Here is a 24,869-nt window from a genome sequence, read left to right on the forward strand (position 1 = left end):
GAAACCATTTTAAAAAAGGATTAATTAAAATGGTTTCTTTTCTTTTGGAATGTACATTTAAGTAGAGAGATAGCACTTTCAATTGATAGTTCTGTTCTAGCTTTTGCTGATAAATCAGAACGTTTTAAGACTTCATTTAACTCTTGCATTCTAGTGAATTGAGGGTGGTTTGAATTATAGATACATTCAGATGAAAACGTAAAATATTCTCTTGCAGATGCGCTAACAATTACATTATATCTCAAACTACTTGAAAAATAGATTCCATAAATAATCCCTAACATTCCCCCAGTCGAATGACCTGCAAACCCCCATTGATCCAAATTCAATGCTTCACGAATAGCTTCCAAATCAAAAATCGTTTCCAGCATACTTAATTGATAAGACTCTAAAGCCTTTTCTGAATTACCTGTTTCTCTCAAGTTTACTAAATATACTCTATGAGTTTTTGTAAAAGTTTCTGCAAAGTAATCTCCTGTTTCATTAAATTCAGAGTAGTGGTGGGTCACACAAAGTGGTTCACCTTCTCCTTTTACGAATACTTCAAAATTCCCATGAGATGTGCTGATTAAATTTTCACGCCATCTATTCATAAAGTTCTCCAATTCATTTTATTTATTAATCTTTTATTTGATTAACTGAGATGAAGTACCTTTAAAAACAAAAATCCTTCACAAAACCGTCAAAAAAAGTTATATTTTTCCTTTAGCTTAAGAAGAAAATCAATAACATTCTTAACAAAACTAAAAAACCTACATACATGATGTAGGTTAATATAGCGCCCGTTAGCGGAAGTTAAAAGTTTTGGGTTTCTTGTTCAATTAAAGCACCCTATAGTTTAAGTACATTTCTTCACAATTTGATTCTAAACACTTTAATTTGTATTCTCTCCTATTTCCCTTTTTTACAAAGTCCCACTCTACTTCAATATACCTTCCACCGTTGAAAAACTGAACAATAGTTTCTGTTTCTTCTAGAGAGAATTTCAGTCATACTATTTTAAACGAATTTATCTGCCTATATGCTTCAAAAGGATTAAGCCGAAAAAACCCAGCTAAAGATGGGAAAGGTCTGAAAATGGAGGCTCTGGATTACCAGTTAAAGAACACCATGGTTCCCAATAAGGAGCATCGAGACTAGCTATACCCCAATCACAGGTCGGTCTGTTAAATCAATTGTAAGGATCCTCTCCAGGCTCAAGATCAGGAGCACCCCAACCTGCAAACCCCCAATCACAAGTCGCTCTAATTGGCTTCCACCACTCTTCAGCAAGACCTTCAGTATATCGTGCAAGATGAAGATGAGGTACAGACGTTCTGCCTGAATCATCAATATGTCCAATCAATTGGCCTGCTTGGACAAATATTCCTGTATGTATTTCGGGAATGGATTTGACGTGATGGTATCCGGTATAGCCATGATCATTACCTTCAATCAGAACCATATTATCCTCATTTGGACACGGTGCTCCCTCAGCACAATGGACACTATTTTGTCTTAGATATCTTACTGTGCCTTTTTCTATGGCATAAACAGGTGAGCCATATCGAATTCCTGGAAAACCAAGGTCCCTGGCACCTAGATGTTCAGGTCCACAATCTTTGTAGCGCTCGACTTTATATTCCGGTGGTACAGCCGGACCCGAATATTCCCAGGCTGGGGGTTCTCCGTTAAAGGGAAGTAACTTATATTTTTTGATAGTCAACATTTCTCACTCCTTCCTCGTTCCCTACACGTTAAACTTCCCATTTTCTATTCTATTCACCCATGGAAAAGATTTACTAACCCCTTTACTAAAAACCTTGCATCAAACACATTTTGATAAAACTCTATCGATTTCTCTAAATTAGAAACAGAAAATAAAAAATGATTAAGGCCTTTTACCGACACCATCTCACCCCAAATGGAGACTTTTTAATATTTCCATCATACAAAGGAAATAAATTTTATTGAAGTATTCTGCCAGTTAGTTGAACAAAAATAATGTATATCCCATACATGTTAAGTTAACATAATCCCTCATTATCGGGAGTCAATGTATTTAGAAGACTACTAAAAGTCCTCCAGATTGTATAACTGGAGGACTTTCGTATTCACATAATTCTTGAAAGCGGAAGTTGAAAATTTTTAGTTTCTTGCTCAATTAAAGTACTTTATAGGTTTTAACATTCCAGCTTGTTTGTCGATGTTTTTAATGTTTTTCCAGATTCATCGAGATAGATGTCTAAAAACGTACCATCAGTAAATTTTATAACTACAGCATTAGTAGTAATAGCAAGATCTTCCACTGTCTTATCTTTCAGTTTTTCAGGTGTAACTTTAAACTTATTCGTTTCCATATTTTATAACGTCCTTTCACTTGAAATTTGATTAAACATCCTGTTCTTCAGTTGAACAAGGAGCAATGTATATCCTATACCTGTAAGGTTAACATAACGTCCTATTATCGGTAGCAAGGAAAAAAGCGGAATCTTATTCTCACAAAGGAACCTTCTTTTTTTGTTCTATGGATCTATGCATTTTTTATACATTCCTATCCTGAAAAGGTTTTAGAGTTCTCGTTTGTTACTGAATTAGCTGAAAAACTGCATAAAATTTTGCATACTCTTAGCGTGGTTTTTTTTCCGAAATGCTGGCGGTACCCATTAAATAGCAAGTGTAGAGATTGCTTGTTTGTAGATTAGTTGTTGTTTACCATGAACCATCATTAGGACGGTAAATTTATCAGTTGCAAGGATCTTCCCACGTACTGGAACGCCATTCTTTAAAAATACAGTGACTTCCCCTTTTTTTTCTTTCAATTGTTCATACATATCTTCTTGTAAATTAAACATGAAATGCGCCCCCTGGTTTCTTTGTATTTACTTTTCTTCTAATACCTGCTGCTTTTCACTGTAGGATATTTGTGATTCCCATTCACTTTCTATTTTTCTAAACCATTTTCCTATTTTGCTTAGATAATATCTTTTTACTTCACCATTAGGAATCCAAATTTCACGTTCCTGTATTTGATTCATCACTTCATGAAGAATCTCATCATGTTCATACTTCCTAGGTTTTCTATAATGTGTTTTTACAAACTGTGTATATTCTCTGCGTAACCAATTAGAAATATGTTGCCTTTGTCTTTGCTTGAGATGTGACCATTTTTTATTTGTTTGAAGGATTTTCCCATTTACATTTATGTGGTTTTTCATCGACACTCATCCCCTTTTACTAGCAAAACGAATATATAACTATCGTATCATATTTAAATCGAAATACTGCTCAAGGTACATATTTCACAAGAAATCTATCCGAAATAAAAATAATATCTCCATTTCACATAAAATAGTATCCAAAACAGACGAGACCGAATCCATTAAGCGGATTAATTAGGCACAAAATTTAATGTAGACATATTGAATATGTAGTTTGTTTTTTATTAAACATTACGGTGCGTGAAATTTTATATCTCCCTTATTGGATAACTTTGCCCATCCCCCGAAAAAGGGGACGGTCAAAGAAACCCAATAAAAATTCCAAATCAAAAAATAAAAAATTATAAATTATAGTTTTTTAGTCAATTATATAAGTGGATATACAATAAAACCATTATGGAGGGTAAAAATGAAAATTTCAGGGTACAATCCACTTATATTTGCAAATTTATATGAATTTGAAATTGCTAAAAGTCTCTTAGAGCAATACAGACATAAAATTGATGAAATGGGCTTAATCATTAAAAAGCATAATTTGCAACAAGACATTGGTGTCGGTTTACTACATAAACATTTTAATCTATTTAAAAATGAAGTAGTGGTTAGACATTATTCCGATAATAAAATAACTATTAAGCCAGAAGTACATCCAGATTACGAAATGGTTCCTTATGTGTTCGGGTTTTCAAAAACCACGGAAAAAGGAGAATTACAACTATTTCCTCTTGAATTCATTTCACTTACTGATAAAACCGCTCATTATCGAGAAAGTATCAATAAAGTTATTCAAAATCTAAAATTCCTTAATGAAATATCAATTTTTTTAAAGGAATCAAAATTAGAAAACTTATTTGGATTGAGCTTACTCCCTTTTAAACTATTTAATGTTAAAGGCCAATTGAATTTAATGGAAACAGAAAATAAACAAGGAAAACGCATTTTAACAATCTCAATTGATAATACAAACGAAATTACAAAAACTAAGTCATCCCCTCAAGACCTTGACACTCTTCTTTGTGCTCATGTCTGCAATCGTGGTCACCACGGCGGTGACTATGAATTACCTGAACTCTCTACAGACGAAATTATACAAACACTATGGTCATTCCGGGAAAATGCTGTTGATGAAGTTCTCTCTTGTAAACATTCTTGCAGACATAACTGTCGCGGTCACGGAGAACAAATACAAACACACGAAGAAGAAATAAAAACACACGAAGAAGAAATAAAAACAATTGATAATACAGACGAAATTATACAAACACTATGGTCATTCCGGGAAAATGCTGCTGATGAAGTTCTCTCTTGCAAACATTCTTGCAGGCATTCCTGCCGCGGTCACGGAGAACAAATACAAACACACGAAGAAGAAATAAAAACAATTGATAATACAGACGAAATTATACAAACACTATGGTCATTCCGGGAAAATGCTGCTGATGAAGTTCTCTCTTGCAAACATTCTTGCAGGCATTCCTGCCGCGGTCACTCTGGAGAAGGCGGAGGTGGAGGCGGAAAATTAGAATAAATCAATTAACCTCCTCCCTTATTAAAACAGTTTAAATCACTGGATAATTTTAATTCAATAACCAGCAGTGAAAACCATCTTAAATAAAAATGGTTTTCACTGCTGGTTTATTAATTGGGATTTTCTGTCTTATCCCTCTTTTTCGGGGGATGGGCAAGGAAACCCTTATTAAAAAAAGCCCCTTGAAAGGAGCATTTATTTTACAAGATACTGTTCTACTTCTTTTATTAATAGTTCTGCACCTTCTGGACTTAATGAGATCTTACCCTTTGCTAATGCTATGTTACGATTTGACACTTCTCCTGTTAATGCACAAACATGACCAGGCTGATACTTCTGTAAAATGATGTCTTCCCCTTCTACAAAAATCTCTAATGGTGATTTTTCTTTAATCCCAAGCGTATTTCTAAGTTCCTTTGGAATTACTATACGCCCTAATTCATCTACTTTTCTAGTTACTCCGGTTGCTTTCATCCAGCATATTTCCCCATTTCATTATCAATTTGTACCCAAGTTATTCTTTACTATTTGTAACAGGCTTTCTCCATACACGAGAAGCATAATGATCCAAAAACTAACGATTATAACCAGAATTTCTTTACACCTTTGCTGAAAGGAAATACGCCCTTCTTCCATTCTACATGCCCCTTTTCTCTACAACTTTTAATATGTTAAAATATAGAGGAAAGAAATCTGCCAATTTCTTTCCTAGACGGTCACTCATGACTTTGCTCTTTGTTTGCTTTTGCAAATGAAGAGCTTTTATTTTGCATACTTATACTTGCTTTCTAACATCGCATAACGCAATAACTTTAATTTTGTTTCTTTTTTCAATGCTTTCCATTCCGATACAGCAATCTTCATTTTCCATTCCTCCAATAATTAAATTTGTTATTTATATAACTTATAAGTTCCAGTTGTAAATCTTTCTAATTTGTTTATCGCTAAATCCTTCATGGACAGCGAAGATTTCTGGAAAATCCGAGAGACACAAATCAATAATTGTATTATCAGTTGTTCTTATATAGTAATATTGAACAGCTCCCTGATAATCTGAATATAAATAGTACTTACGAATCTTATAATTTAATCCATTTTTCTCTAATACCTCATAAAGCTTATTTTTAGTTTCATCCATTACGTCAAAAATGGTTAACTGCTCCATCATTAACAGCTCCTCATTGCGTTAATTTACTAAACTAACTCTAAGAACAAGGTTGTTTCATTATGTTCATTGGTATGCACATTAAACTGTTTTCCCGTAGCTTCTAATGCACTAAAAAGCATTCTTTTATATCCTTGATCCATAAAATCTACACTGATTTGACCATGATTCATAATAAATTGAAGATCAGCCATCATCTTTTTAACTTTCCGTTCCATGTAATAACCTCCTCAATAAAGTTATATAAGTTATATAACTATTCTATTACTCATTTTTCCAGTTGTCAATATAAGTTATATAACTTATAATTATTTTTATAGAGGAGGTTGTAATATGGCGGTTAATAAAGACAAGTACACTCAAATTTTAGTTACTTTTACAAAAGAACAAGTAGAACAAATAGAAAATTATTGGCATGAAAATAAGCTGAAGAATCGAAACGAAGCAATTCGTCAGATCGTAGACAAAGGGTTAAGTCATAAATAATGGCTACCCTTTTTTAATTTCCCTAAAAAACCTAAAAACGCATTTAAATTCCCTTTCTCCCTTTACATGCGTTTTTATAACAAATACGACTTATTATATTAACAACTCCTTCAAAACCTCATACAAGAAAATCTGAAGGGTCATTTTTTTAGTTAAACTGATTTTTTTCATGTATTCTTTAAACAAATAAAAAAAGAGCCGGATTTTCATCACAGCTCATGAATTAATTGGTTCCGTATGTGTACATGTGGGATATTGTGAACAGCCAAAAAACTTATTACCTGTTTTATTCGAATTTCGAATGACTAAATCATGTTTACATGTTGGACATTTCCGATCTGCAGGTTTTACCCCTTGATACACATCTTCAGCCGAATATTCGGGATTGATTTTATTAATTAATTTCTGAAGTTCTACACGATCTATTAGTTTTACATTGCAAGCTTCCGCTAATTCTTTCGCTTGCCTTGTATACACACTGTTCGTTACAACCCAGCCTTCATTTGCCTTGTAATAGGCTTGTGCTGCATATATCTCTTGTACGGCACTAATGCCGACTCTATTTTTCATCCCATAGCGTTTTGCCTGGATGACAATACGATTTTTCCCCTTCAATACCAGATCCGCTCCGAAATCATTTGACTGTTTTGTGACTGTTGGAGAATAACCCAACTCTCGAAAGAGAGCTTTTAAGTATACTTCGAATTGATATCCGTCCATTTTGTCTATATAACGAATACCAGACTTAGCCATTCGCTTTAATATTCTTCGCTCCTGGATCTTTCGGTACATGAATTTACAAATACGAAAAAGAACATAAAGGATAAAACCATATATCAAAATTTGTAATATGTTTGGCATTTCTGGTAGATTAGACACTTCGCTCCACCTCTTTGATTGGTTTCATTTTCTTTGGTTGGGCTGTTTCTTTTGTCTGTTGCTCACTCACTTGTTTCTTCTGGACATCGTTCCAATCCTTTTCATTCGTTGGGATATCCTCTTTAAGATCTACAAAGCATTTCATTGTCTGAATGAAGTCTTTCCCGGCTTTATCATTATCAACTGCCATAATGACCTCTTTAATATCGTGCCCTTCTTTTTTCGCATCCATTAAAGATTGAATTACTGTTTTTGATTTCAATCCATGCATAGAAACCAGGCGAGCGTTTTGGATATTATTTTGTTTAATGCTCCAATGAGATAACATATCGATTGGATCTTCATAAAAATAAATCTTATCCGGTTTACCTACATCAACCGTAAAACCGGTATTGATTTTTTCATAATTCGGGACAATTTGCTTAAAGCTTCCTCTTTTATTCTCCATTTTTACTGTACCTTGACGGTTCATACCAATGACTTGCCCTTTGCCTCCTTCTTCCCTCCATTTAAACACCACATTATTTTTCTTATCCTGGGCGATAAGATCCTTTTTAATCAGCCAATTCACCAAGCGAGGATCTATTTTCCGTTCATTAACCAGATATTCTTTAATCTCTGTTTGCTTATTTACTTCCAGGTGCTTGGGATAACTAAATGGCTGCTGCTCTTTTTTGCGTTCTTCTTCAGCTTTTGAACGATTAAACTCTTTGTAGTCCCCCTTCTGGATGTCCATCACAGCTTGTGGAAATGTCATGTCATAGTACATCATGGCAAAGCTAATCGCTCCATACCCTTTTTCCCCACGACTATTCCAGGCGTATTGATTCCCTTTAATAATGAGACTGTCATGCTCCGTATGACGATAATAGTTTCCTTCTTTCTTAAATGTTTCTCCTTTTGCTTCCAGATATGAAATCAAGTCTACTTTTCTTGCTTTCATCGCATCCTCCGTACTGACACGTGCCATTACGGAATCCCCCCTTTACTCTATAAAATGAAATAAAAAAGAGGACTATTCCCTTTCCTAGTCCTCTTTTACATACATTCAATTTTTATTTGCCGAATAAGAATTTCAATCGCTTCTCCTGTACGCTGTATGATAAACGAGCGTCAAATTTTTTCCCGTTTTTGTTTGAGATAAATCCTTTGATCTGATCCGTTACATTCTTTTCTAATAACTTTTTCACATGGTTACTACTTAAATTTTTACCAGAGAATGTACCAAAAATAATGAAGTCACAGCCTTTTTTGTATTTCTCACATAAGTAGTTACTTTTCCCTACAAGAACCCTACTCTTACACAATGGACATTTACCAATGGTACGATCTTCAGTCGTTGGAAAACGGAATTTCAAACTTCCGTCCGCTTCCATATAGATAGCTGCTGTAAATTCTCCCTTTTCTCCTTGAAAGCCGTTGATAAAATCCGTTGTTTTATACTGAAGTAGCTTCTTCATTTGATTACCAGGGATTGCTTTCCCTTTCATTTTGGCTGGTAACATAAAATCACATCCGTTTTTATGCTCCGTGCATCCATAAAATGTTTTACGATGAAGCATATCCCCTTTTTTACATTTTGGACATTTGCCAAATGACAGCTCCTCTTGCGTTGGAAATTGAAATTTCACTTTCCCTTCATGTAACACGAGATAAGCGGAAAACTCCTTCTCATTGGACTTAAATCCTTTTAAAAGATCTGTTTTTTTATCCTCAAAAAGCTTTTTCGCTTGCGCTTCCGGAATCGCTTTTTCTTTAATTTTTTTCGGTAAGGAGATTTCACATTCCGGATAATTACTGCAACCATAGAAATTTCCTTTATGAAGGATTTTCCCTTTTCTACAAGGGCATTTACACACCTCAATCTGCTGATTCCAAGTATTAATAATGCTATCCGACACCTTATCATCGATTGCACCTAATTGTTCCACCGTGTCTTTTACAAACGTATTTGTTTTCTCCACAAATTCCTCATATTTCATTTCATTCTTTTCGATCATGTAGATCATCCCTTCCATTTCAGCCGTATATGCTGGATTTTTGATTTCATCTACCGGAAAAGCATCTATAAACGCACGACCAATATTAGTGGTTCGAATCTGACTGTTGGTAACATCAATATAGCTTCGCTCTAACAGTTTTGGAATAAACGTTTCTTCCGTTGCGACTGTCCCAATCCGTTTTCCTCTCATAAGTTCTTTCAAATGTTCATCATCTAATTTACGCCCTGCCGTCTCCATAAAGGTTAAAATGGAACTTTCCGTATGAAAGGCTGGTTTCTTTGTTCGAGACTCAATCAAGTCATACTGAACGATTCTAAAAGAATCTCCTTCTTGTAAAATAGGTATCTGGAATGCTTCAACTGACCCCTCTTCTATATCCTCTTGAAACACACTTAGAAACCCTTTCTCTTGTAGGATTTTTTCTTTTGTACTGTATGTGTTGCCCTCTTGATCTATAAAATGTACTTCTCTTACCAGGTAGATTGCTGGTTTCATAAAATTCCCGATAAATCGTTTTACAATTAAGTCATATAACTGTTTTTCTAATGGATCTCGGTTGGTCCCGACATATAATTTTGTTGTTGGGATGATGGCAAAGTGACTACTGACTAATTCATCATTAAAAGTAGAATGTTTTTTCGTAATAGAAGATGGAGTTACTTGTTGTACGAGATTTGCATAGGAACTTTTTTCTAATGCTGCCATTACTTCTTTCACTCGTTCCACTTGTTCTGTAGGTAAGTGCCTGGATGAAGAACGAGGATATGTGATAAAGCCTTCTTCATACAAACTCTGAATATGCTTTTTTGCTGTTTCCGCATTTATCTTCAGTTTGGCGTGAGCATCTTTGTAGATATCCGTTAAGTTATATAATAATTTTGGTTTCTTTTTTCTATTGCTTTCTTTAAATTCCGTTACAATTACATTCGTTTCTTTCAAGCTATCTCCAAGCTTTTGTAGTGGCGATGGATCTATCAGTTGATCTTCCGTTTTCATTACTGGTGATAAACCATTTTCTGTTAGTAGCTTTAAATTGTAATAGGTTTGTTCTTTATAGTTTTGGATAGCGACTTCTCTCTGACGGATTTCATTCAAGATACACATTTGAACACGACCAGAAGCCAATAAGAATTGGTTTCTTGCTAGTTTGGATGTACAGCCCCTTGTAACATTAATTCCTAGGATATAGTCCAGGTATTGCCTTGCTTTAGCGGATTGCGCAAGCCCGTCATAGTCTGTTCCTGGTTCTAATCGGTTTAAGGCTCCTTCTAATTCTGCGGCCTCATAGGAAGAGATAAAAAGACGGGATTCTCGTTTGTCCACACCTGCATGTTCAACTATCTCACGATAGATAAGCTCACCTTCCCTATCCGCATCACAGGAGTTGACCACATGATCTACATCCGGACGATTTAAAAGCTTCACTAATATCTGAATTTGTTCAAGACTATCCGATTTCGCTTTATATTCCGGCTCTAAAATAATTGGCAAGTGATCAAATTTGAATTCTTTGTATCGTTCATCCATTTCTTCCGGATGTTTTAGCTCTAATAAATGCCCACGGCACCAACTAATAATGTATTTTTCATTTTCATAGTAGCCATAATACGGCTTGCTCCCTGGATACCTTTGTGAGTTTCTAAATCTAGGTGATTTTAATAATTCAACAGCTACCTTTGGCTTTTCAGCAATAAATAACGTTTTTCCCATACGTAGTCCCTCCTATTAATCTGCAATTTCAGTTTTACGCTTCCATTTCTTATTTCTTCGTTTTTTCATCATTCTGTGAACGAATAATAACAATGTGTTCAAAAAGACTGCTACAAGGAACATACAGCTCGCAAACAGCCATACATTCATGACATTCTCTCCTTTCGTTTTACAAATGAGAAAGAGGGCTTTTCCTTTTACCCTCTTTCATTTCTAGATATAAAAAAATCACTTTCTGTTTTCTCAATTGAGTAACAAAAAATGATTTAATCTGGCGTTCCTGCTATACAATTTTTCATCGTTCCATTTCCATTGTTTCTCTTTTTCTACTTGATTTCTTTGTAATCCTTGACTGGTCTACATTACCTGGATCAATAGGCTCTCGCTCCTTTTCTTTTTCCTTGTTGTTCGTTTGTTTTCCGTTTAATGGTTGAAAACTTTTATCTACATCCATTTCATTTGAAGTTGTAGACTGATTCACCGTTATTCCTTCTTTCCCAAGTTTCTCATCCACCCGATTTTCTAATTTCACAACGTGTTCTTGGCTTACCAACTCATTATCAATCGAAACATACTTTGTTGTATAATATCGCTCTTCAGCTTTTACACAAGCGACAATACTATCAATATTATCTGGTGTTTCTTCATATTGTGAACGTCTGTATGCTTCAAATTTTCGGCTTAAGTCTTTATCTAATGTATTTGATTCTTTTTCTTTTGAAGGTTGAATTTGTTGATCTAAAGAGACAATAGGTGCATATCCTTCCTTTTTCATTTCTTTATATAATTCCACTTCTTTTTCATTAAATGAGTAATCTTTTTGTGCCTCTGCTTTATCAACTAAGTGTCCATATCGTTCATCTTTTACCAATTCATCTAGACTCATATTTGCATCCTTTTCATAAACAACAAATGACAAATTCCCTCTTCCATCAAAGATAGAACTCTGAACCTTTTCATATAGATCTGGTTTCAAAATGTTATCTAAATAGACATTTTCTCGTTTCCCGTTCTTTTCCATTAGGGAAACGTATAAATCGTCCCGATCTGTTTTATCTTGATTCCATACAGACAAATAATTGATATCTTTCGTAACTGCATCCATCATGTGGATTCTTGCCAGTTCTTCATCTTGTATACCGTTTGCTAATACTTCAATTGTAACTAAGTGATTGGGTGTCTCTTTCGGTTTTTCTAATGGATTTTCTTGTGCTTTTTCCATCGGTTTTTCTTTGTTATTTCTATAATTCATCACTTCATCTCGTAACGCTTGTTTTACTTCATCCGATAAATACCTTTTCTCGTTTAATACTTGTTCATACGGTGTCTTGTAGTCCCCATCCCCCATATCCAAACGATCCATACTCACAAGCTCCATTCTCCCAAAATCTCTATCTACTTCTTTTGGAATGGCAATATGATAACGAGTTTTATCATATGGTACGTATTCATCCCTTTCTCTTGCTTCCTCTTTTGCTTTTTCAATATTTTTAATGACTTCTGCCATTTTTTCATTGGCCTCTCCAAATGGAATCAACTGACTACCCTTAAAATTTTCGTTTTCGCTCCACTGAACTAACATAGTTGGACGATTTATTTCATTTTGATTTAGTGCTGCATACTTTTCTTGATTCGCTTCGTTAAATGCATCAATAAATTCTTTATCACTCAATTTTTCTGCGCCTTCTACCGGCTCAAACGCTCTGTTTCTATCCGCTTGTTCCCTTAACTCTGTAACGGAAACAAGTTCTTGTGTCGTGTTACTTAAACTCATAAATTCAACCAACAAAATATTTTTTTCGTCCTGCTTTTCATTTCTATTTGCCATATTTTCCACCTCTTTTTCATTTATTTGTTCTTTGTCCTTTTCTAGTGTGTTTTCAATTGTTTCAATAAATTCAATCGAAGTTTCATGTACTTCTTTCAACAACTTGGTTTTATCTTTCATTTCTTTTCCTTGTGTCCAGCTCGCTAAATACCCTAAGGAATATTCGCTTGTATCAATCCCAAAATAAGAAGAAACGGCATAAGCTGTCATTTCTGCTTGAAACTCTTTTTCTGGTGCTGTGTAATTCATATGTGTCTCTGCTGTATGAAGTTTGGCATGAGCCAATTCGTGAAGAAGTGTTTTTACATTTTGTAATTCACTGTTTCTAGGATTTAAAGCAACCTCTTTTGTTAAGGTGTAACTAACCCCTTTTGCGACCCCAAGTTCTTGCTTCGGCTCAATAATTTTTACACCGTTTTTTTCCGCAATGGCTTCCATTCCTTTATACAAACTCTTGTAATCTGTAACACTTCCTTCTAGCCAACGATTCGGAAAAATACGAGGTAGATCTTCCGCTTTTGCGTTTGTTTGGGACACGTCAAACACATGGCCGACAGCAAAATATAAGCGACCTGGTTTCACTTCTACACTTTTAGATTCAATTTGTTTTTTCTCATCTTCGTTTGCCTTTGTAACGGATTTCCATGTCCCTTTTTTGTCCTTAAATCTTGCTACAGTTCTGTTTGGAACAAGAATTTTAATTCCTTTATGTCCTACGCCTGTAACAACAGGGAAGCCTGCTTTTTCCCAAAAAGAAAAAGAGCCCACTGCTTGGGCTCCTGGAAATTGTGCTTGTATTAACGAAACATTTTGTGGTGAATATTTATAAAACTTTGCCATAAACGTTAAATATTCTTTCATATCTTCTGGTGTACGAAAATAGCCTTCTACGTTTTTTTCCATCTTTTTTGTTAAAGCTTGAACCTCTTCTCTTTTTTCTTCCGGTGATTTCTTTTGATACTTTTTCTTATAACTTTTACTCATATTCTTCTCCTACACTTTCACTCGCTTTTTGTAATTCCTCCATTTCTTCTTCATTCCATCTCTCAGCTGTATCAAAGAAAAGCTCATGAGTTTTCACATTGATCGGAACTAACATATTCTCTTGATTCATGACATGAACTGCAAGTTCTCTCACTTGTTCTCTTGTAATTTTAATTGTTAGTTCTTCCTCTTTTACAAGCAACACAATATCATCTTCTCCAATTTCTTTAATGACTCCTAATGCCATATCTTCATGAAATAATAACATCCTACTAACCTCCTGTTTTTTTATAAAAAGAAACAATGTAGCTTACATTACATTGCTCTTTGATGCCTCATAATCTAAACGTTTTTGTCGTGCATTACTGATGCGTTCCGCTACGACTTCTTTTGCCATCTTCACGCCCCCCACTTCAATTTTATCTGTTGTAATAATACTTTCTAAATCCAAGTCATTAGCAAAAAAGTATCCATTTAATAACTCAATTAAAACCTGTGTGTTTCTATCCGCACTATTTGCACCAAGACGTATCTTTGTTAACTCATTTTTCAGCACATCGTGTAGATTTTTTGATACAACCTCAGAAATATAATTCAATGACCACTCTATATTTTTTGATGCTTGATGTTCCATACAAATTTTCGATATAGCATCACCAGGATGAGTAATATTATTTTCATCCATGTAGTCTTGAATGTATTGATGGACATTTTCATTCAACGATAACTTCATTCGTATTTTTTTATTCTCCATGATCTAACCCCTCTCATTTTCATATGCATTTTCCCTTTGCATACGCTCATAATACTTTTGATTTTTCCAACTTTCATATTCACTTTTAAAAGCGCCTTCCACTTTTCTCATAGAATACTGAATAGATACATTCTGCTGAAATTTTCGAAATGACTTTGATTTTTTCATGTGATGGATTCTTTTTTGTTCTTTATCATATGCCTTCATTTCTTGTAAAAAGGCGTTACCCATTCTTTTATATAGGTCATTAATTTTATTCGTTTTATAATTTTCATATTGCTTCTTATCATACTTTCCTTCCCCATAAGCTTCTTTAAAGACTTGCACCTCTTTATCTAACTTTTTGAGAAACTGATCGTAATCTTTTTTATGATGATGTTGAATATACCGACTGCTTAATTCATCAATTTGCGGCTTTAATGGTTGAATCGTATTGTAGCTATATTGCCACTGTCTTTTATCACTTGGTAACTGTTTATAGATTTGTAAAAACAATGGCTTCAAATGTTGATTACGCCAATCAAAAACGGAATCTTCTTTTTTCCTTCCCACCATATTGTTTCGAATTAGATCATTAATTTGTTTTTGTTCCTGCTTACGATCTAACAAATTATTTACGACTTTCCCCTTCATCGCATCTAACGTTTTGGGTTTTCTTTTGCCACGTTCTCTCGTTGGAAATGGCTCAACAGTTGCGACATGAATATGAATATTATCCGTATTAAAATGAATGGCTGCCGACCAGATAGAGCTTTTTTCCAGCCCCTCTCTTTTTTGCATTTCTTTCATCGCAAGCCGTGTTACATCCATTAACTTTTTTTCATCCAACGTTTTTGTTTTCTCATCATAAATCCCTTGTTTTTCTAACCAGGGATTATGAAAAGAAATGACATCTTGCCACATGATACTTCCATTCTCATGAGCGGTTTTAAACATTTCCTTTAAGGACTTTTTTTCACTTTCTGTTAAACGATTTGCGTGTTCCGTAAATAGTGCCGATGTCTTTTCTGAATTCCCCATATAGTCTTGATACGTTTCGAACATTTTCGGATTCAACTTCACTTCACTTTTCGCTTCCTCCCGATCTACATAATCAATATAGTTCTGAAACGCATCGGAACTTGGTAACACAAATTTCGTTTTTAAAACAACACCCGGTGTGACGGAAGATTGAACAGGAACCGCATTACTCATTTTCAACATCCTGCATCATCATTTGAATAAACTCATTCATTTTTTCCATTGCGCTATAACAATCACTCATCATATGGATGTTCTTTTCAATGAGATTTTCTAACTCCATTTCCCTTTTATTTTGCTGCTGAAAAAATGCCAGCATTTCAATTTGAGCTTTCAAAAATTTTTGCCTGGATAATCCTTTCCTTTTTGCGATTTCATCTATTTTCTTTACGGCAATTGGATCTACTTCTCTAATTCTGATTTCCACTTTTCCCTCTCCTTTCTGCAAATCTGGGTAGAGATCAAAAAATAGTGAGAAGAGCATAAGGGGTTTTTGTTCCCACCTAAGGTGTGAAGCTAGGCGGAGCCTAGCAAAACGATGGGAACAAGGAAAGAAGTTGAATGTCCCCATTACGTCCCTATCTTTTTTATTAATGTCTCCATCATGTCCCGTTATTTTTTCTTAACGTCCCTTTCATGTCCCCTTATTTCACCTCAATGTCCCCATTATGTCCCTATATCTTTTTTCACTTTTTATTAATTTCTTGTTCCTTTTGCTCTAACTTTTTGATCTTATCTCGTGCAATTTTTTGTTCCCCTTTAAACAATTCCACGTTCTTTTCTGATGATTTTATTTTAGATTCTAAGGATGCTATTTTTGATTGTGTTTCCGTTTTTTCTGCTTCAGTTTGGTACTTCATTTCATCTTGTAATTCTTTTACTTTTTCATAAACTGTCTTCGCACTTTCCTCTTCCAGCTTGATTGCTTTCCCATAATTTTTTATCTTTGTTTCGATATCCTTTTTGTCTCTTTCTATAAAATCTAGCTCATATATTTTTTTATCTTCAGCTATCAGTTCGTCATTCGCTTTTGTTTTTCTTTGATCGGTAAAAATCGTCTGAACTAATTTATTCGGACTTTTTGTTGCTGCATTTTCTTCTTCAGATTCGTTCACATCTTGTGTGAATTTACGAATATCCATTTGTTCTTTTTCACCATTTTTATTGTAAATATCGAAAGCTAACGCTCCCCAATTCGGAGATAAGTCTTTTACTTCTACTACGTATTTTCCGTTCTCCTCATACAATACTTTGACAGGTAATTGAACACCTGGATTTGCTTTTTGCTGTGCTTTAAATGTATATCCTGTTTCCTCATATCCTTCTAATTGAAAGTAAATTTGTATAAAGTTTTTATGTGGATTGTATTCCCTTTTCTCTACAATCAATTTCCCCATACCCGACAACTTAATTACTTTATTTGTCTCTGTATGGAATAGTTTTTCATCGTTTGGCATGTAAATTTTTGATGTCAAGAAAGCGAAAAAACCCAAAAATAGAAAGCTGATAATTGTTAAGTAGATCCACGACTTATTTTTTCTTAGATTGATTCTTTCACTCTTCTTACCAATCGCTCCTATCACACTCTCACCCCACCTTTTTCTTTATAAAACTTTCATATTTAACTCTTCTACACTTGTAACTCGCCATGTTTCATTTTCTTTTTTCATGATGATTCGTAACACATTGTTTACTTTTTCTTCTCGGTTTTGCGTTGAATCTGTCGTGACATTTATAAATTCGGCTAGTACATTTACCTCCTCTTTATCTGGTTCATTTTCTTGTAAATAAAACTTCATTTCTATTGGTTTTGTTTTATACGTATCTCCTAATTCGTATTTATCTGTTGGATAGAATTGTTGTAAAAGTTCTTCACTCATAATGGATTTTGCCTTTTCTTTTCGCTCACTGTACCCTTCTTTTTCTCTGTGAAATGATAATTGTATAAACGTTTCGGCTGTCGATAAATACGCCCTTCTCTGTTGCTCTTGTGCGGAAGGAAGTACCTTATCAAGTCGTTTTTTTAAGTCTTCATTTTGTTTTGTTAGTAATTCATTTGAAAGTTTTAACTGTTTTTCTTTGCCATCACTCATTGATTTTTTACTCAAATAGATATTAAAAGCTGTCACACCTACTACTAAAATTACAAACACAATAAACAAAAATTTGCGTTTATCTTTCATTCCTTCAGTCTCCTATTCTTTTGATTTTTAGAACCTTCTTACATGACCAGTAAATACTTTTTTCCAATACGGATTATTTAAATCTTCGATAGATACTCCTTTATTTGTTTGACAACCAATGAAATGATCCTTATCTACAACAAAACCAACGTGCCCATCTTTTTTATAAGTATCAAAGAATATTACATCACCAGGTTTCATATCATTTGGCGATATCTTTTGACCAATTTTGTTCAGTGATTCTGTATTAACATCCGTTACAGGTCCTAACTCTCTTCCTACTTGCTTAAATGCCCAATGTACAAAACTAGAGCAATCAAATATATTCCTATCAATCTCGCTTTGCTTTCGTCCTCCACCGAAAACATAAGTACTTTTTCCTATCAATGGACGACCAACATCAACAACTTTTACACCGCTACTTCCTCCGCTTCCAGAATTGCCTCCACCACCAGAAACAACAGAACCCGGCTGATAATATTTCAAAACCGCATCAACGTACAATATATCCCCATAACACGCTTGAAACGGAACAGCTTCGGGTCTAAGGCAATGATACATTCCTGTGTGAGCTACTTTTTTGTATTGCTGCTGTGAGAATTTTATGGCTAATTCCTTTGTATATTTACCCCCATTGGAGTTAATAAAATCAAAAAATCCTGTTCCAAAATTGTACGCCTGAAGGGCTGTTTTGATATGATCCATGTCACCAGGACTTGTTACACCAGCTCTTTCTATCGCATGTTTAAACTCCTGTACACCAGCCCAGATACTGTAATCTGGATCTGTAATACAATTAGGTTTTTTACAATATTTCGTATTAAATGCACCCTCGGAACTCTGCATCGGATCGCTGCCACGCCCTCCGCTTTCTTGCATCATTTGAGCAAGCATTAAAGCGACAAATGGTTCCACACCAAAGGCTTTCGCATGCTTTCGAATCGTAGGTTCCCATTTTAAAACTTCAGGCGAAACATTCATGACTTGCCCTTCACCTGTATACGTAATATCACCCGTGTCTGTTCCACTATCACTCCCCATTGCCGCAATAAAAATGCTTACTACTCCAAGTAAAAGAAATGAAAAAAGACCCATCACAAGTAGTGCTAAAGTGATGAGCCATTTCTTTGGTATAATCTTTAAAACTAGATGCATAGTATTAAGCACCTCCCCCGAATAACATCAATTCTTCATCTGTTACTTCTACATGAAAATGAATGTTTTTTACAGCCCCAATACTTAAGATGACATCCCCTGTTGGCAAATGTGGAATCGCTGCAATCTCACTTTCACTTAACTGTCCTGCAAATACTTTTCGTAACATATCTAAACTGTTATTATCTTGCTGCATGATAAATTTGTACTGTGTAAGTTCAAAAAGTTTTTTAATTTCGTCAATCATTTCTTGTGAAGATCCTTCCGGAACAAAATCACGAATTGTATGACTTGCATATAAAAGACCTGCAAAATATTTTCGATCTTCACGACTAAGTTTTGTTAAAAATTGTAGCGCATGGGCGCTTTCTTTTTTCGTATTTATGATATGATGTGCCTCGTCAATAATAATGAAATAACGAACTACATCTTCAAACGCAAGTTGCTTTTTGTTAAAGGCTTTTAATTGAGGCGCACCGTTTGAAATCATTTCATTCCAAAGGAGATTTAACACATTAAAAATCTGTGCCTGGAATACCTCTGGTTTAAAACTGGATATATTCCGTAAAGAAAAAGATACAACCTGTTCTTTCTTGAAATCTTCAATTGTAGTAGGCCCATCAAATAATTCTGCATATGCTTCTACTAAATTTACAAGATTCAATTCAATCAACTCTAAACGATGTTTTCTGCTTTCTCCTAAATTCTCATGGTGTTTTCTATTTTCTACATCCTCATATAATTCATCACGAACAAAAGATAAAAAGTTTGAGAAAATGGGATACTCGTTTGGTGTTCTTGTTGTAATTTCATTTTTCGCTCCTTTTTCGTCATTCCATAATCCCATACGAATATATAGTTTACGAAGTAAATTTTCATATTCTTTAATTTCATCATCTTTTGCTTCTGGTGCAATGAACCGATAAATAATTGTCAGTTTAGATAAATGCTGGGTAAAACTGACTTCCTCACTTTCTGCTGTCTTATATACTTGAAGTGGGTTAATCTGACCTTGTGATCCATCTAACACAATTGTCTTTCCACCTAGCTCTTCTACTGTATCTGTAAACTCTTCTACAACATCAAATACCCGAACAAAGTGACCCTTACTTGCATAATCCACCGTTTTCTTTTTTAACAATGTTGATTTACCCGCACCAGACTTTCCAACCATTACACCGTTATAACTCTTTCTTTGATTGTCTTTATGAAAAATATCAAAAATAACATTTCCTTTTGTTTTCGTTGTTCCATAATACGTACCGTATGGATCGTGCAAATATGAATAATGAAACGGACACCCACCAGCCAAACTGACTGCCGGAATTTCTTTCCCTTTTCTTCGGTTCACATAATTTTTTTGTGTATCAAAGCTCGTTACGAGTGCATCCCATTCATACTCTTGTTCATTTAAAAAGACAGCTCCTCGAAAGTTATAAGATTCTAATGTTTCCATGATCTCTTTTACTTGTTTTTCTAGCTCATCTATTGTTCTAGCGGAAACATAAATACGAATGTGAATACGTTTCATGACCTCACCTTGTTTCAAATCCGTATAGAGAGCTTCTAGCTCTAAAAATTCATTTTTCGCATCGATCCGATCTATATTATCCTTCGCTGTATCATGCCGAACACTTTGTTCACTCATGGATTTATTAATCGATTCAACAACCTCTTTTCGGTCATCACTCATGACATCTAATGTTGTGATAACATTTGGCATATTCATAATTTGCTCTAACCAAAAATCATTTACCTCTGTTGGATAATCATAGACATGAATGCAAGTACCTAATCCATCACCTGTTTGAAAATAACTTTCTTTAAAACTAATTCCCCCTTGGGGCTGAACTCTAGCCACTAAATAAGGGTTGTAACCTTTCTTCTTTTTTAGTTCTTCTTGTTTTTCCTTTTTGGATTTTTTACTTTTGAACGCAAACATATTGTTTCCCCCTTACTACCATATATTTTTCGTTCCTAATTTTGCATTTTGATTAAACAATTTAAACATAAGCTCTAACTTTTTCTCTTCATCCACCTCTAATAGCTCGGTAGAGCGCTTGATATATCGCTTTGCTGCATCTACACGTTCTTTTACGATTAATTCCGTTTCTCCATAAATAAATAAGAAGGCTTCACGATTGGTTCTGCCCCATTCTAAAAACTGAAGTTCTTTTAACTTTTGATTTAAAATTCGTTCATACAAAGGACTGGTACATTCTTTAATTTTTTTCTCTATATAACGTTGTTGTTCAGTTGTTTGACATGGGAAGTTTAAAAAAACGAGTTTAATGGACTGTTTGTAGGCTTGATAAAAATAAGCATGTGAGAAAATAACAAATGCTTGCTCGTCGCTATTCTTAGAGAACATGTCGTCACCTTCCACTTGAAGAATTTCTAAAAACTCCTCATTTTTCAGTTCAAATATGCCATCCTCTGTCATGTCTACAATTTGCATAATTTCCGCAATACTTTTCTTTACCTTTGGTGGTGCTTCTTTCTTTTTTCTAGATAAAAAACCTAACAGTTTTGGATTTTTCTTTTTCGAAACGTCTTTCTTTGGCTTTTCTTTCTTCTGTTTTTTTACTTTTAGTTCTACCTTTGATTTTTCTTCTTTCTTTTTGTCGGGTACCACCTTAACAATTTCTTTTGGTTCAGAAATTGATTCTTTTACATTTTTTTCGTTAAATCGAAATGTATTTTTTTTTGGTCTTTCTAGTTGTTTTGGCTCTTTTTTCTCTACATCTTTTTCGCTGAATAACGCCATATGTGATCCCTCCCTTATTGATCGTTATCAATGGCGCAATATGCACCTTTTCTTCTTAGCAAAGTAATAATCAATACCTCATACATTCGTTTTTGAGGATTCGTACTTGGTCGCCAAATCATGATAATTGCAATAGCTACCATGAAAAGAATAAATGGTAACTGAAAGGACTCATGTACGAAGTTCCTAAGAATCATCGTTACAACTAATAAACCAATTAATAAAAAGAAATCTATTAAATAAAGCACTTTATTAATCCGTAATTCTGTACTGATTTCCTTCGGAATCCGATAGCTTCTCATCGGGATTTCCTCCTTTTCGACAATAAAAAATAAGCGTACGATTACGCTTATTTTTTATCCGTATTCTTTTTATTTTTGTTTACAATATCTCTCCAACTTTTACCCGTATTTTGACCCATCTGATAAAAACGCTTTGTATTCTGTACCGTTTCCGAATTATGAATGCGCTCTTGCACTCCTCTTACCTTTTGTTTCACCGATGATGTAGTATTTTTAACTTTTTCGGTTGTATATTGTCCTAATGTCCGTGTTTCTTGACCTCTACTTGCTGCCACTTCTTTATCACTTTCATAAGGAATAATTGGGCTACTATGTGTCACCGTTACGATGTCGGCTGATGCCGGGCTTCCTCCGCTTGGTGCTGATTTTGGCGCTTCCATTGGTGTCGGGCTTCCTCCACTTGGTACGGATCTTGGTGTTTCCACTGGTGCCGGGCTACTTCCACTTGGTACAGATCTTGGTGTTTCCACTGGTGCCGGGCTACTTCCACTTGGTACAGATCTTGGTGTTTCTACTGGTGCCGGGCTACTTCCACTTGGTACGGATCTTGGTGTTTCCACTGGTGCCGGGCTACTTCCACTTGATACAGATCTTGGTGTTTCCACTGGTGCCGAGCTACTTCCACTTGGTACGAATCTTGGTGTTTCTACTGGTGTCGGGCTTGGTGTTTGACTTCCTTCATTTGCTCCTTGTCTTACTATTCCCGGTATTTGACTTCCTTCACTTGCTCCTTTTCTTACGCCTCCTGGTGTTTGAACTCCTTCACTCACTCCTTGTTTTACCGTTCCTGGTATTTGACTTCCTTCAATTGTTCCTTGTCTTACTGTTCCTGGTGTTTGAACTCCTTCATTTGTTCCTTGTCTTACTGTTCCTGGTGTTTGAACTCCTTCATTTGCTCCCTGTCTTACTGTTCCTGGTGTTTGAACTCCTCCATTTGCTCCCTGTCTTACTGTTCCTGGTGTTTGACTTCCTTCATTTGCTTCCTGTCTTACTGTTCCTGGTGTTTGACTTCCTTCATTTGCTCCTTGTCTTACTGTTCCTGGTGTTTGAACTCCTTCACTTGCTCCTTGTGCTTTTCCAGCTTCTTTCATTTCATCTTGAAGACTAGCTGTTCCCGATTCTTGACCATTTGCTACCCCTAGATTTTCATTCCCTTCTTTTTTCATATCTTCTTGAATAGATGGCATACCACCATTCTTTTTACCTTCTTCCTTATTTAAGTTCCCTTTTTCTTTTTCTTTTTTCGCTAAATCATTACCATTAGCTTTTTTCTGATCCGCTTTTTTCATTTGATCTTGCAAGGACTCTTTATTTTCGGAATCATTCCCTTTTTTCAAGCCACTTATAAGACCAGTCATGCCACCTGTTGCCATTGCTGCCGCACTTGCTGTTTTAGCTGCCGCAACACCAGTTCCTTCCGCTGCACCTTTCGCCCCTTTTCCAATCATATTTCCTAGACCCTTCATTGGTTTGGAATTTGCAAGACTGCCAATTCCTTTACCAAGTGCGAAACCACCTGCTAACATACCCCAACTGCTCTTTAATCCAATATCAATACCGAATAACCTTTCTACGACTGCCGGGCCATCTAAAACTGCCATACTAAATGCGGCTAATGCGATAAGATATGGAACACCACTTAATTTGTCATGGAGAAACGCCGTTCCCATTATATATAGCTTCAAAGATAGGAATATCATAATCGTTGCTATAAATATATTGAGGATATTAGATAATACAGCTTTTAACTTTTGACCATTCGCAATATCGGCTGGTGCTAATATGTTCGCTAACAAGTAGTTAAATGCTAATTCATAAAATAACCTAGCTAGTTTAATACTCACCAATAACAAAGTTAATCCTGTTATCAGTAAAGTAAAGAATATATTCCAGAAATTCCAATGCCAGCGATAATACTTTTCTGGAAAGAAATCAAACCATCCATCTTTTAATTCAGCTAAAGATGCAACTCCTAACGCATCCATCACCCTTTTATTCTGTAGGATTTTTTGACCACCATCTGATAAATCCTTGTCTTTTGTAAATTTGAAATCGGAATCAATTTTTTCTGTAATATCTATTTGTCTAATATTTTTTTCTGGAATATTATTTTTCGGATTCAGATCTTCTTTCTTTTTCCATCCATTTTGATCTATTACTGCAATATCCGTTATGTTCTTCTTAATAATTTCATCACTTAAGGAACCTTTTTGTTCTGATTTTACAACTGCTATGGCATCATCGGTGAACTTATCAACCTTTGTCATACCAGTACTTAATAAACAAAGTACACTCAATGTTATGAAAATATTGATGATAATTTGAGAACGATTCATTTGTTTGTTCATAATAAACATGTAGCCAATATATAAAAACGAAATGGCTAAAAGAACGACAAACAATGGATATAACATATCAACAAAATTTTGTATTTCCGGTGAATTAAAGAATCCTTTAATCCCCAGAATTGCATCTGTCACACCTTCTAAAGCATCTACAACTAAAGATAAGCCTACAATTAGGAACCATCCTAGCCAACGCAATACATAATTCACGATGTCTCCCACTTGAAGATAATCCGAGAACGATTCTAAAACTTTTAAAATCTCTTCATCTTTCACTATTTACCCTCCTCTCATGCTTGCTATTGTCCTAACACTTCTTTTGCTGTCCAATTCACTCTCTCATTCAGTCTGTCAATACGAATAATCAATTTCCCTTTTTGTTCCCGATCTACTGAAAGGAAAAGAACCGCATCTTCTAAACCAAGAATGACCTCATTTTCTTCTGTTACAAATGGCGAGTAACTATCTAAAATCAATTGCATTTTATCCGTGATTGTCGGTACACACATTTCCTCTTCCTCCTTTTTATTTGGATTCAAAAAAGCACTCAATCGTTTGAG

27 protein-coding genes and 1 pseudogene are annotated in these 24,869 nt (G+C 34.9%); 2 read left to right on the plus strand and 26 right to left on the minus strand.

The features are described from left to right. Nucleotides 1–20: 20 nt before the first annotated feature. The 6 genes and pseudogenes from V7S50_RS28900 to V7S50_RS28925 form a co-directional block, all read right to left on the minus strand. Complete coding sequence (locus tag V7S50_RS28900; RefSeq protein WP_336376564.1) at nt 21–593, minus strand: alpha/beta fold hydrolase; 573 nt, start codon at nt 591–593, stop codon at nt 21–23. A 578-nt stretch (nt 594–1,171) separates the two neighbouring features. Continuing rightward, nucleotides 1,172–1,708, minus strand: coding sequence for a M23 family metallopeptidase (locus V7S50_RS28905; RefSeq protein WP_336376563.1), 537 nt, complete (start codon nt 1,706–1,708; stop codon nt 1,172–1,174). Between the two features lie 77 nt (nt 1,709–1,785). Beyond that, nucleotides 1,786–1,893: pseudogene (locus tag V7S50_RS28910) on the minus strand (VOC family protein); the annotation flags it as partial. 269 nt (nt 1,894–2,162) lie between these two features. Continuing rightward, nucleotides 2,163–2,339: a hypothetical protein gene (locus V7S50_RS28915; protein WP_165497441.1), complete on the minus strand. Its 177-nt coding sequence runs from the start codon at nt 2,337–2,339 to the stop codon at nt 2,163–2,165. 306 nt (nt 2,340–2,645) lie between these two features. Then, on the minus strand, nt 2,646–2,834 hold the full coding sequence (gene hfq, locus V7S50_RS28920; protein WP_071744284.1) for an RNA chaperone Hfq: 189 nt from the start codon (nt 2,832–2,834) through the stop codon (nt 2,646–2,648). A 27-nt stretch (nt 2,835–2,861) separates the two neighbouring features. Beyond that, on the minus strand, nt 2,862–3,197 hold the full coding sequence (locus tag V7S50_RS28925; protein ID WP_336376562.1) for a transposase: 336 nt from the start codon (nt 3,195–3,197) through the stop codon (nt 2,862–2,864). Nucleotides 3,198–3,609: 412 nt separating this feature from the next. Here V7S50_RS28925 and V7S50_RS28930 point away from each other — a divergent pair, with 412 nt between their 5' ends. Beyond that, the gene (locus V7S50_RS28930; protein WP_336376561.1) at nt 3,610–4,728 is read left to right on the plus strand and encodes a hypothetical protein; all 1,119 of its coding nucleotides are present in this window, start codon (nt 3,610–3,612) and stop codon (nt 4,726–4,728) included. A 195-nt stretch (nt 4,729–4,923) separates the two neighbouring features. Here V7S50_RS28930 and V7S50_RS28935 read toward each other — a convergent pair whose 3' ends face one another. The 3 genes from V7S50_RS28935 to V7S50_RS28945 all read right to left on the minus strand — a co-directional run bounded on the left by V7S50_RS28935 (nt 4,924) and on the right by V7S50_RS28945 (nt 6,111). After that, nucleotides 4,924–5,202, minus strand: coding sequence for an AbrB/MazE/SpoVT family DNA-binding domain-containing protein (locus tag V7S50_RS28935; protein ID WP_336376560.1), 279 nt, complete (start codon nt 5,200–5,202; stop codon nt 4,924–4,926). Between the two features lie 430 nt (nt 5,203–5,632). Then, nucleotides 5,633–5,896, minus strand: coding sequence for a hypothetical protein (locus V7S50_RS28940; protein WP_031312452.1), 264 nt, complete (start codon nt 5,894–5,896; stop codon nt 5,633–5,635). Nucleotides 5,897–5,922: 26 nt separating this feature from the next. Beyond that, nucleotides 5,923–6,111, minus strand: coding sequence for a hypothetical protein (locus V7S50_RS28945; RefSeq protein WP_002204218.1), 189 nt, complete (start codon nt 6,109–6,111; stop codon nt 5,923–5,925). A 115-nt stretch (nt 6,112–6,226) separates the two neighbouring features. On the opposite strand from V7S50_RS28945, the gene V7S50_RS28950 reads away from it, so the two are divergent. Further along, on the plus strand, nt 6,227–6,379 hold the full coding sequence (locus tag V7S50_RS28950) for a hypothetical protein (RefSeq protein WP_165502256.1): 153 nt from the start codon (nt 6,227–6,229) through the stop codon (nt 6,377–6,379). A 216-nt stretch (nt 6,380–6,595) separates the two neighbouring features. On the opposite strand, the gene V7S50_RS28955 is transcribed toward V7S50_RS28950, so the two are convergent. The 17 genes from V7S50_RS28955 to V7S50_RS29035 all read right to left on the minus strand — a co-directional run bounded on the left by V7S50_RS28955 (nt 6,596) and on the right by V7S50_RS29035 (nt 24,818). Further along, nucleotides 6,596–7,258, minus strand: coding sequence for a restriction endonuclease (locus V7S50_RS28955; protein ID WP_336376559.1), 663 nt, complete (start codon nt 7,256–7,258; stop codon nt 6,596–6,598). Continuing rightward, nucleotides 7,251–8,228: a DUF3991 and TOPRIM domain-containing protein gene (locus V7S50_RS28960; protein ID WP_336376558.1), complete on the minus strand. Its 978-nt coding sequence runs from the start codon at nt 8,226–8,228 to the stop codon at nt 7,251–7,253. The genes V7S50_RS28955 and V7S50_RS28960 overlap by 8 nt, the downstream gene beginning before the upstream one ends. 85 nt (nt 8,229–8,313) lie before the next feature. After that, the gene (locus V7S50_RS28965) at nt 8,314–10,971 is read right to left on the minus strand and encodes a type IA DNA topoisomerase (RefSeq protein WP_336376557.1); all 2,658 of its coding nucleotides are present in this window, start codon (nt 10,969–10,971) and stop codon (nt 8,314–8,316) included. Nucleotides 10,972–10,986: 15 nt separating this feature from the next. Beyond that, on the minus strand, nt 10,987–11,121 hold the full coding sequence (locus V7S50_RS28970) for a hypothetical protein (protein ID WP_255255171.1): 135 nt from the start codon (nt 11,119–11,121) through the stop codon (nt 10,987–10,989). 145 nt (nt 11,122–11,266) lie between these two features. Beyond that, complete coding sequence (locus V7S50_RS28975; RefSeq protein ID WP_336376556.1) at nt 11,267–13,783, minus strand: LPD25 domain-containing protein; 2,517 nt, start codon at nt 13,781–13,783, stop codon at nt 11,267–11,269. Next, nucleotides 13,776–14,051 (minus strand): hypothetical protein, encoded by a 276-nt coding sequence (locus V7S50_RS28980; RefSeq protein ID WP_074651534.1) that lies wholly within the window; start codon nt 14,049–14,051, stop codon nt 13,776–13,778. Before V7S50_RS28980 ends, V7S50_RS28975 begins: the two co-directional genes overlap by 8 nt. A 42-nt stretch (nt 14,052–14,093) precedes the next feature. Then, a complete protein-coding gene (locus V7S50_RS28985; protein WP_336376555.1) occupies nt 14,094–14,537 on the minus strand; it encodes a hypothetical protein in 444 nt (147 codons plus the stop codon). Between the two features lie 3 nt (nt 14,538–14,540). After that, complete coding sequence (gene mobP2 / locus V7S50_RS28990; protein ID WP_098606550.1) at nt 14,541–15,731, minus strand: MobP2 family relaxase; 1,191 nt, start codon at nt 15,729–15,731, stop codon at nt 14,541–14,543. After that, nucleotides 15,724–15,984: a hypothetical protein gene (locus tag V7S50_RS28995; RefSeq protein WP_016513356.1), complete on the minus strand. Its 261-nt coding sequence runs from the start codon at nt 15,982–15,984 to the stop codon at nt 15,724–15,726. Before V7S50_RS28995 ends, mobP2 begins: the two co-directional genes overlap by 8 nt. 259 nt (nt 15,985–16,243) lie before the next feature. Then, nucleotides 16,244–17,140 carry a hypothetical protein gene (locus tag V7S50_RS29000; RefSeq protein WP_336376554.1) on the minus strand — a complete coding sequence of 299 codons (897 nt, stop codon included), beginning with the start codon at nt 17,138–17,140 and terminating at the stop codon, nt 16,244–16,246. Between the two features lie 21 nt (nt 17,141–17,161). After that, entirely contained in the window at nt 17,162–17,740 is a 579-nt protein-coding gene (locus tag V7S50_RS29005; RefSeq protein WP_098955204.1) for a MerR family transcriptional regulator, read from the minus strand. A gap of 27 nt (nt 17,741–17,767) precedes the next feature. Continuing rightward, on the minus strand, nt 17,768–18,895 hold the full coding sequence (locus tag V7S50_RS29010; protein WP_336376553.1) for a bifunctional lytic transglycosylase/C40 family peptidase: 1,128 nt from the start codon (nt 18,893–18,895) through the stop codon (nt 17,768–17,770). Between the two features lie 4 nt (nt 18,896–18,899). Next, nucleotides 18,900–20,837 (minus strand): VirB4 family type IV secretion system protein, encoded by a 1,938-nt coding sequence (locus V7S50_RS29015; protein WP_336376552.1) that lies wholly within the window; start codon nt 20,835–20,837, stop codon nt 18,900–18,902. 15 nt (nt 20,838–20,852) lie between these two features. Next, complete coding sequence (locus tag V7S50_RS29020; RefSeq protein ID WP_336376551.1) at nt 20,853–21,662, minus strand: hypothetical protein; 810 nt, start codon at nt 21,660–21,662, stop codon at nt 20,853–20,855. 14 nt (nt 21,663–21,676) lie between these two features. Beyond that, on the minus strand, nt 21,677–21,964 hold the full coding sequence (locus V7S50_RS29025; RefSeq protein ID WP_001258281.1) for a DUF5592 family protein: 288 nt from the start codon (nt 21,962–21,964) through the stop codon (nt 21,677–21,679). A 47-nt stretch (nt 21,965–22,011) separates the two neighbouring features. Beyond that, complete coding sequence (locus V7S50_RS29030) at nt 22,012–24,585, minus strand: pLS20_p028 family conjugation system transmembrane protein (protein ID WP_336584448.1); 2,574 nt, start codon at nt 24,583–24,585, stop codon at nt 22,012–22,014. A 23-nt stretch (nt 24,586–24,608) separates the two neighbouring features. Next, nucleotides 24,609–24,818, minus strand: a complete 210-nt coding sequence (locus V7S50_RS29035; protein ID WP_000338017.1) for a hypothetical protein — start codon at nt 24,816–24,818, stop codon at nt 24,609–24,611. Nucleotides 24,819–24,869 lie beyond the last annotated feature (51 nt).

This window comes from Bacillus sp. CCNWLW194, from assembly GCF_037120585.1.
Lineage (GTDB): Bacteria > Bacillota > Bacilli > Bacillales > Bacillaceae_G > Bacillus_A > Bacillus_A basilensis.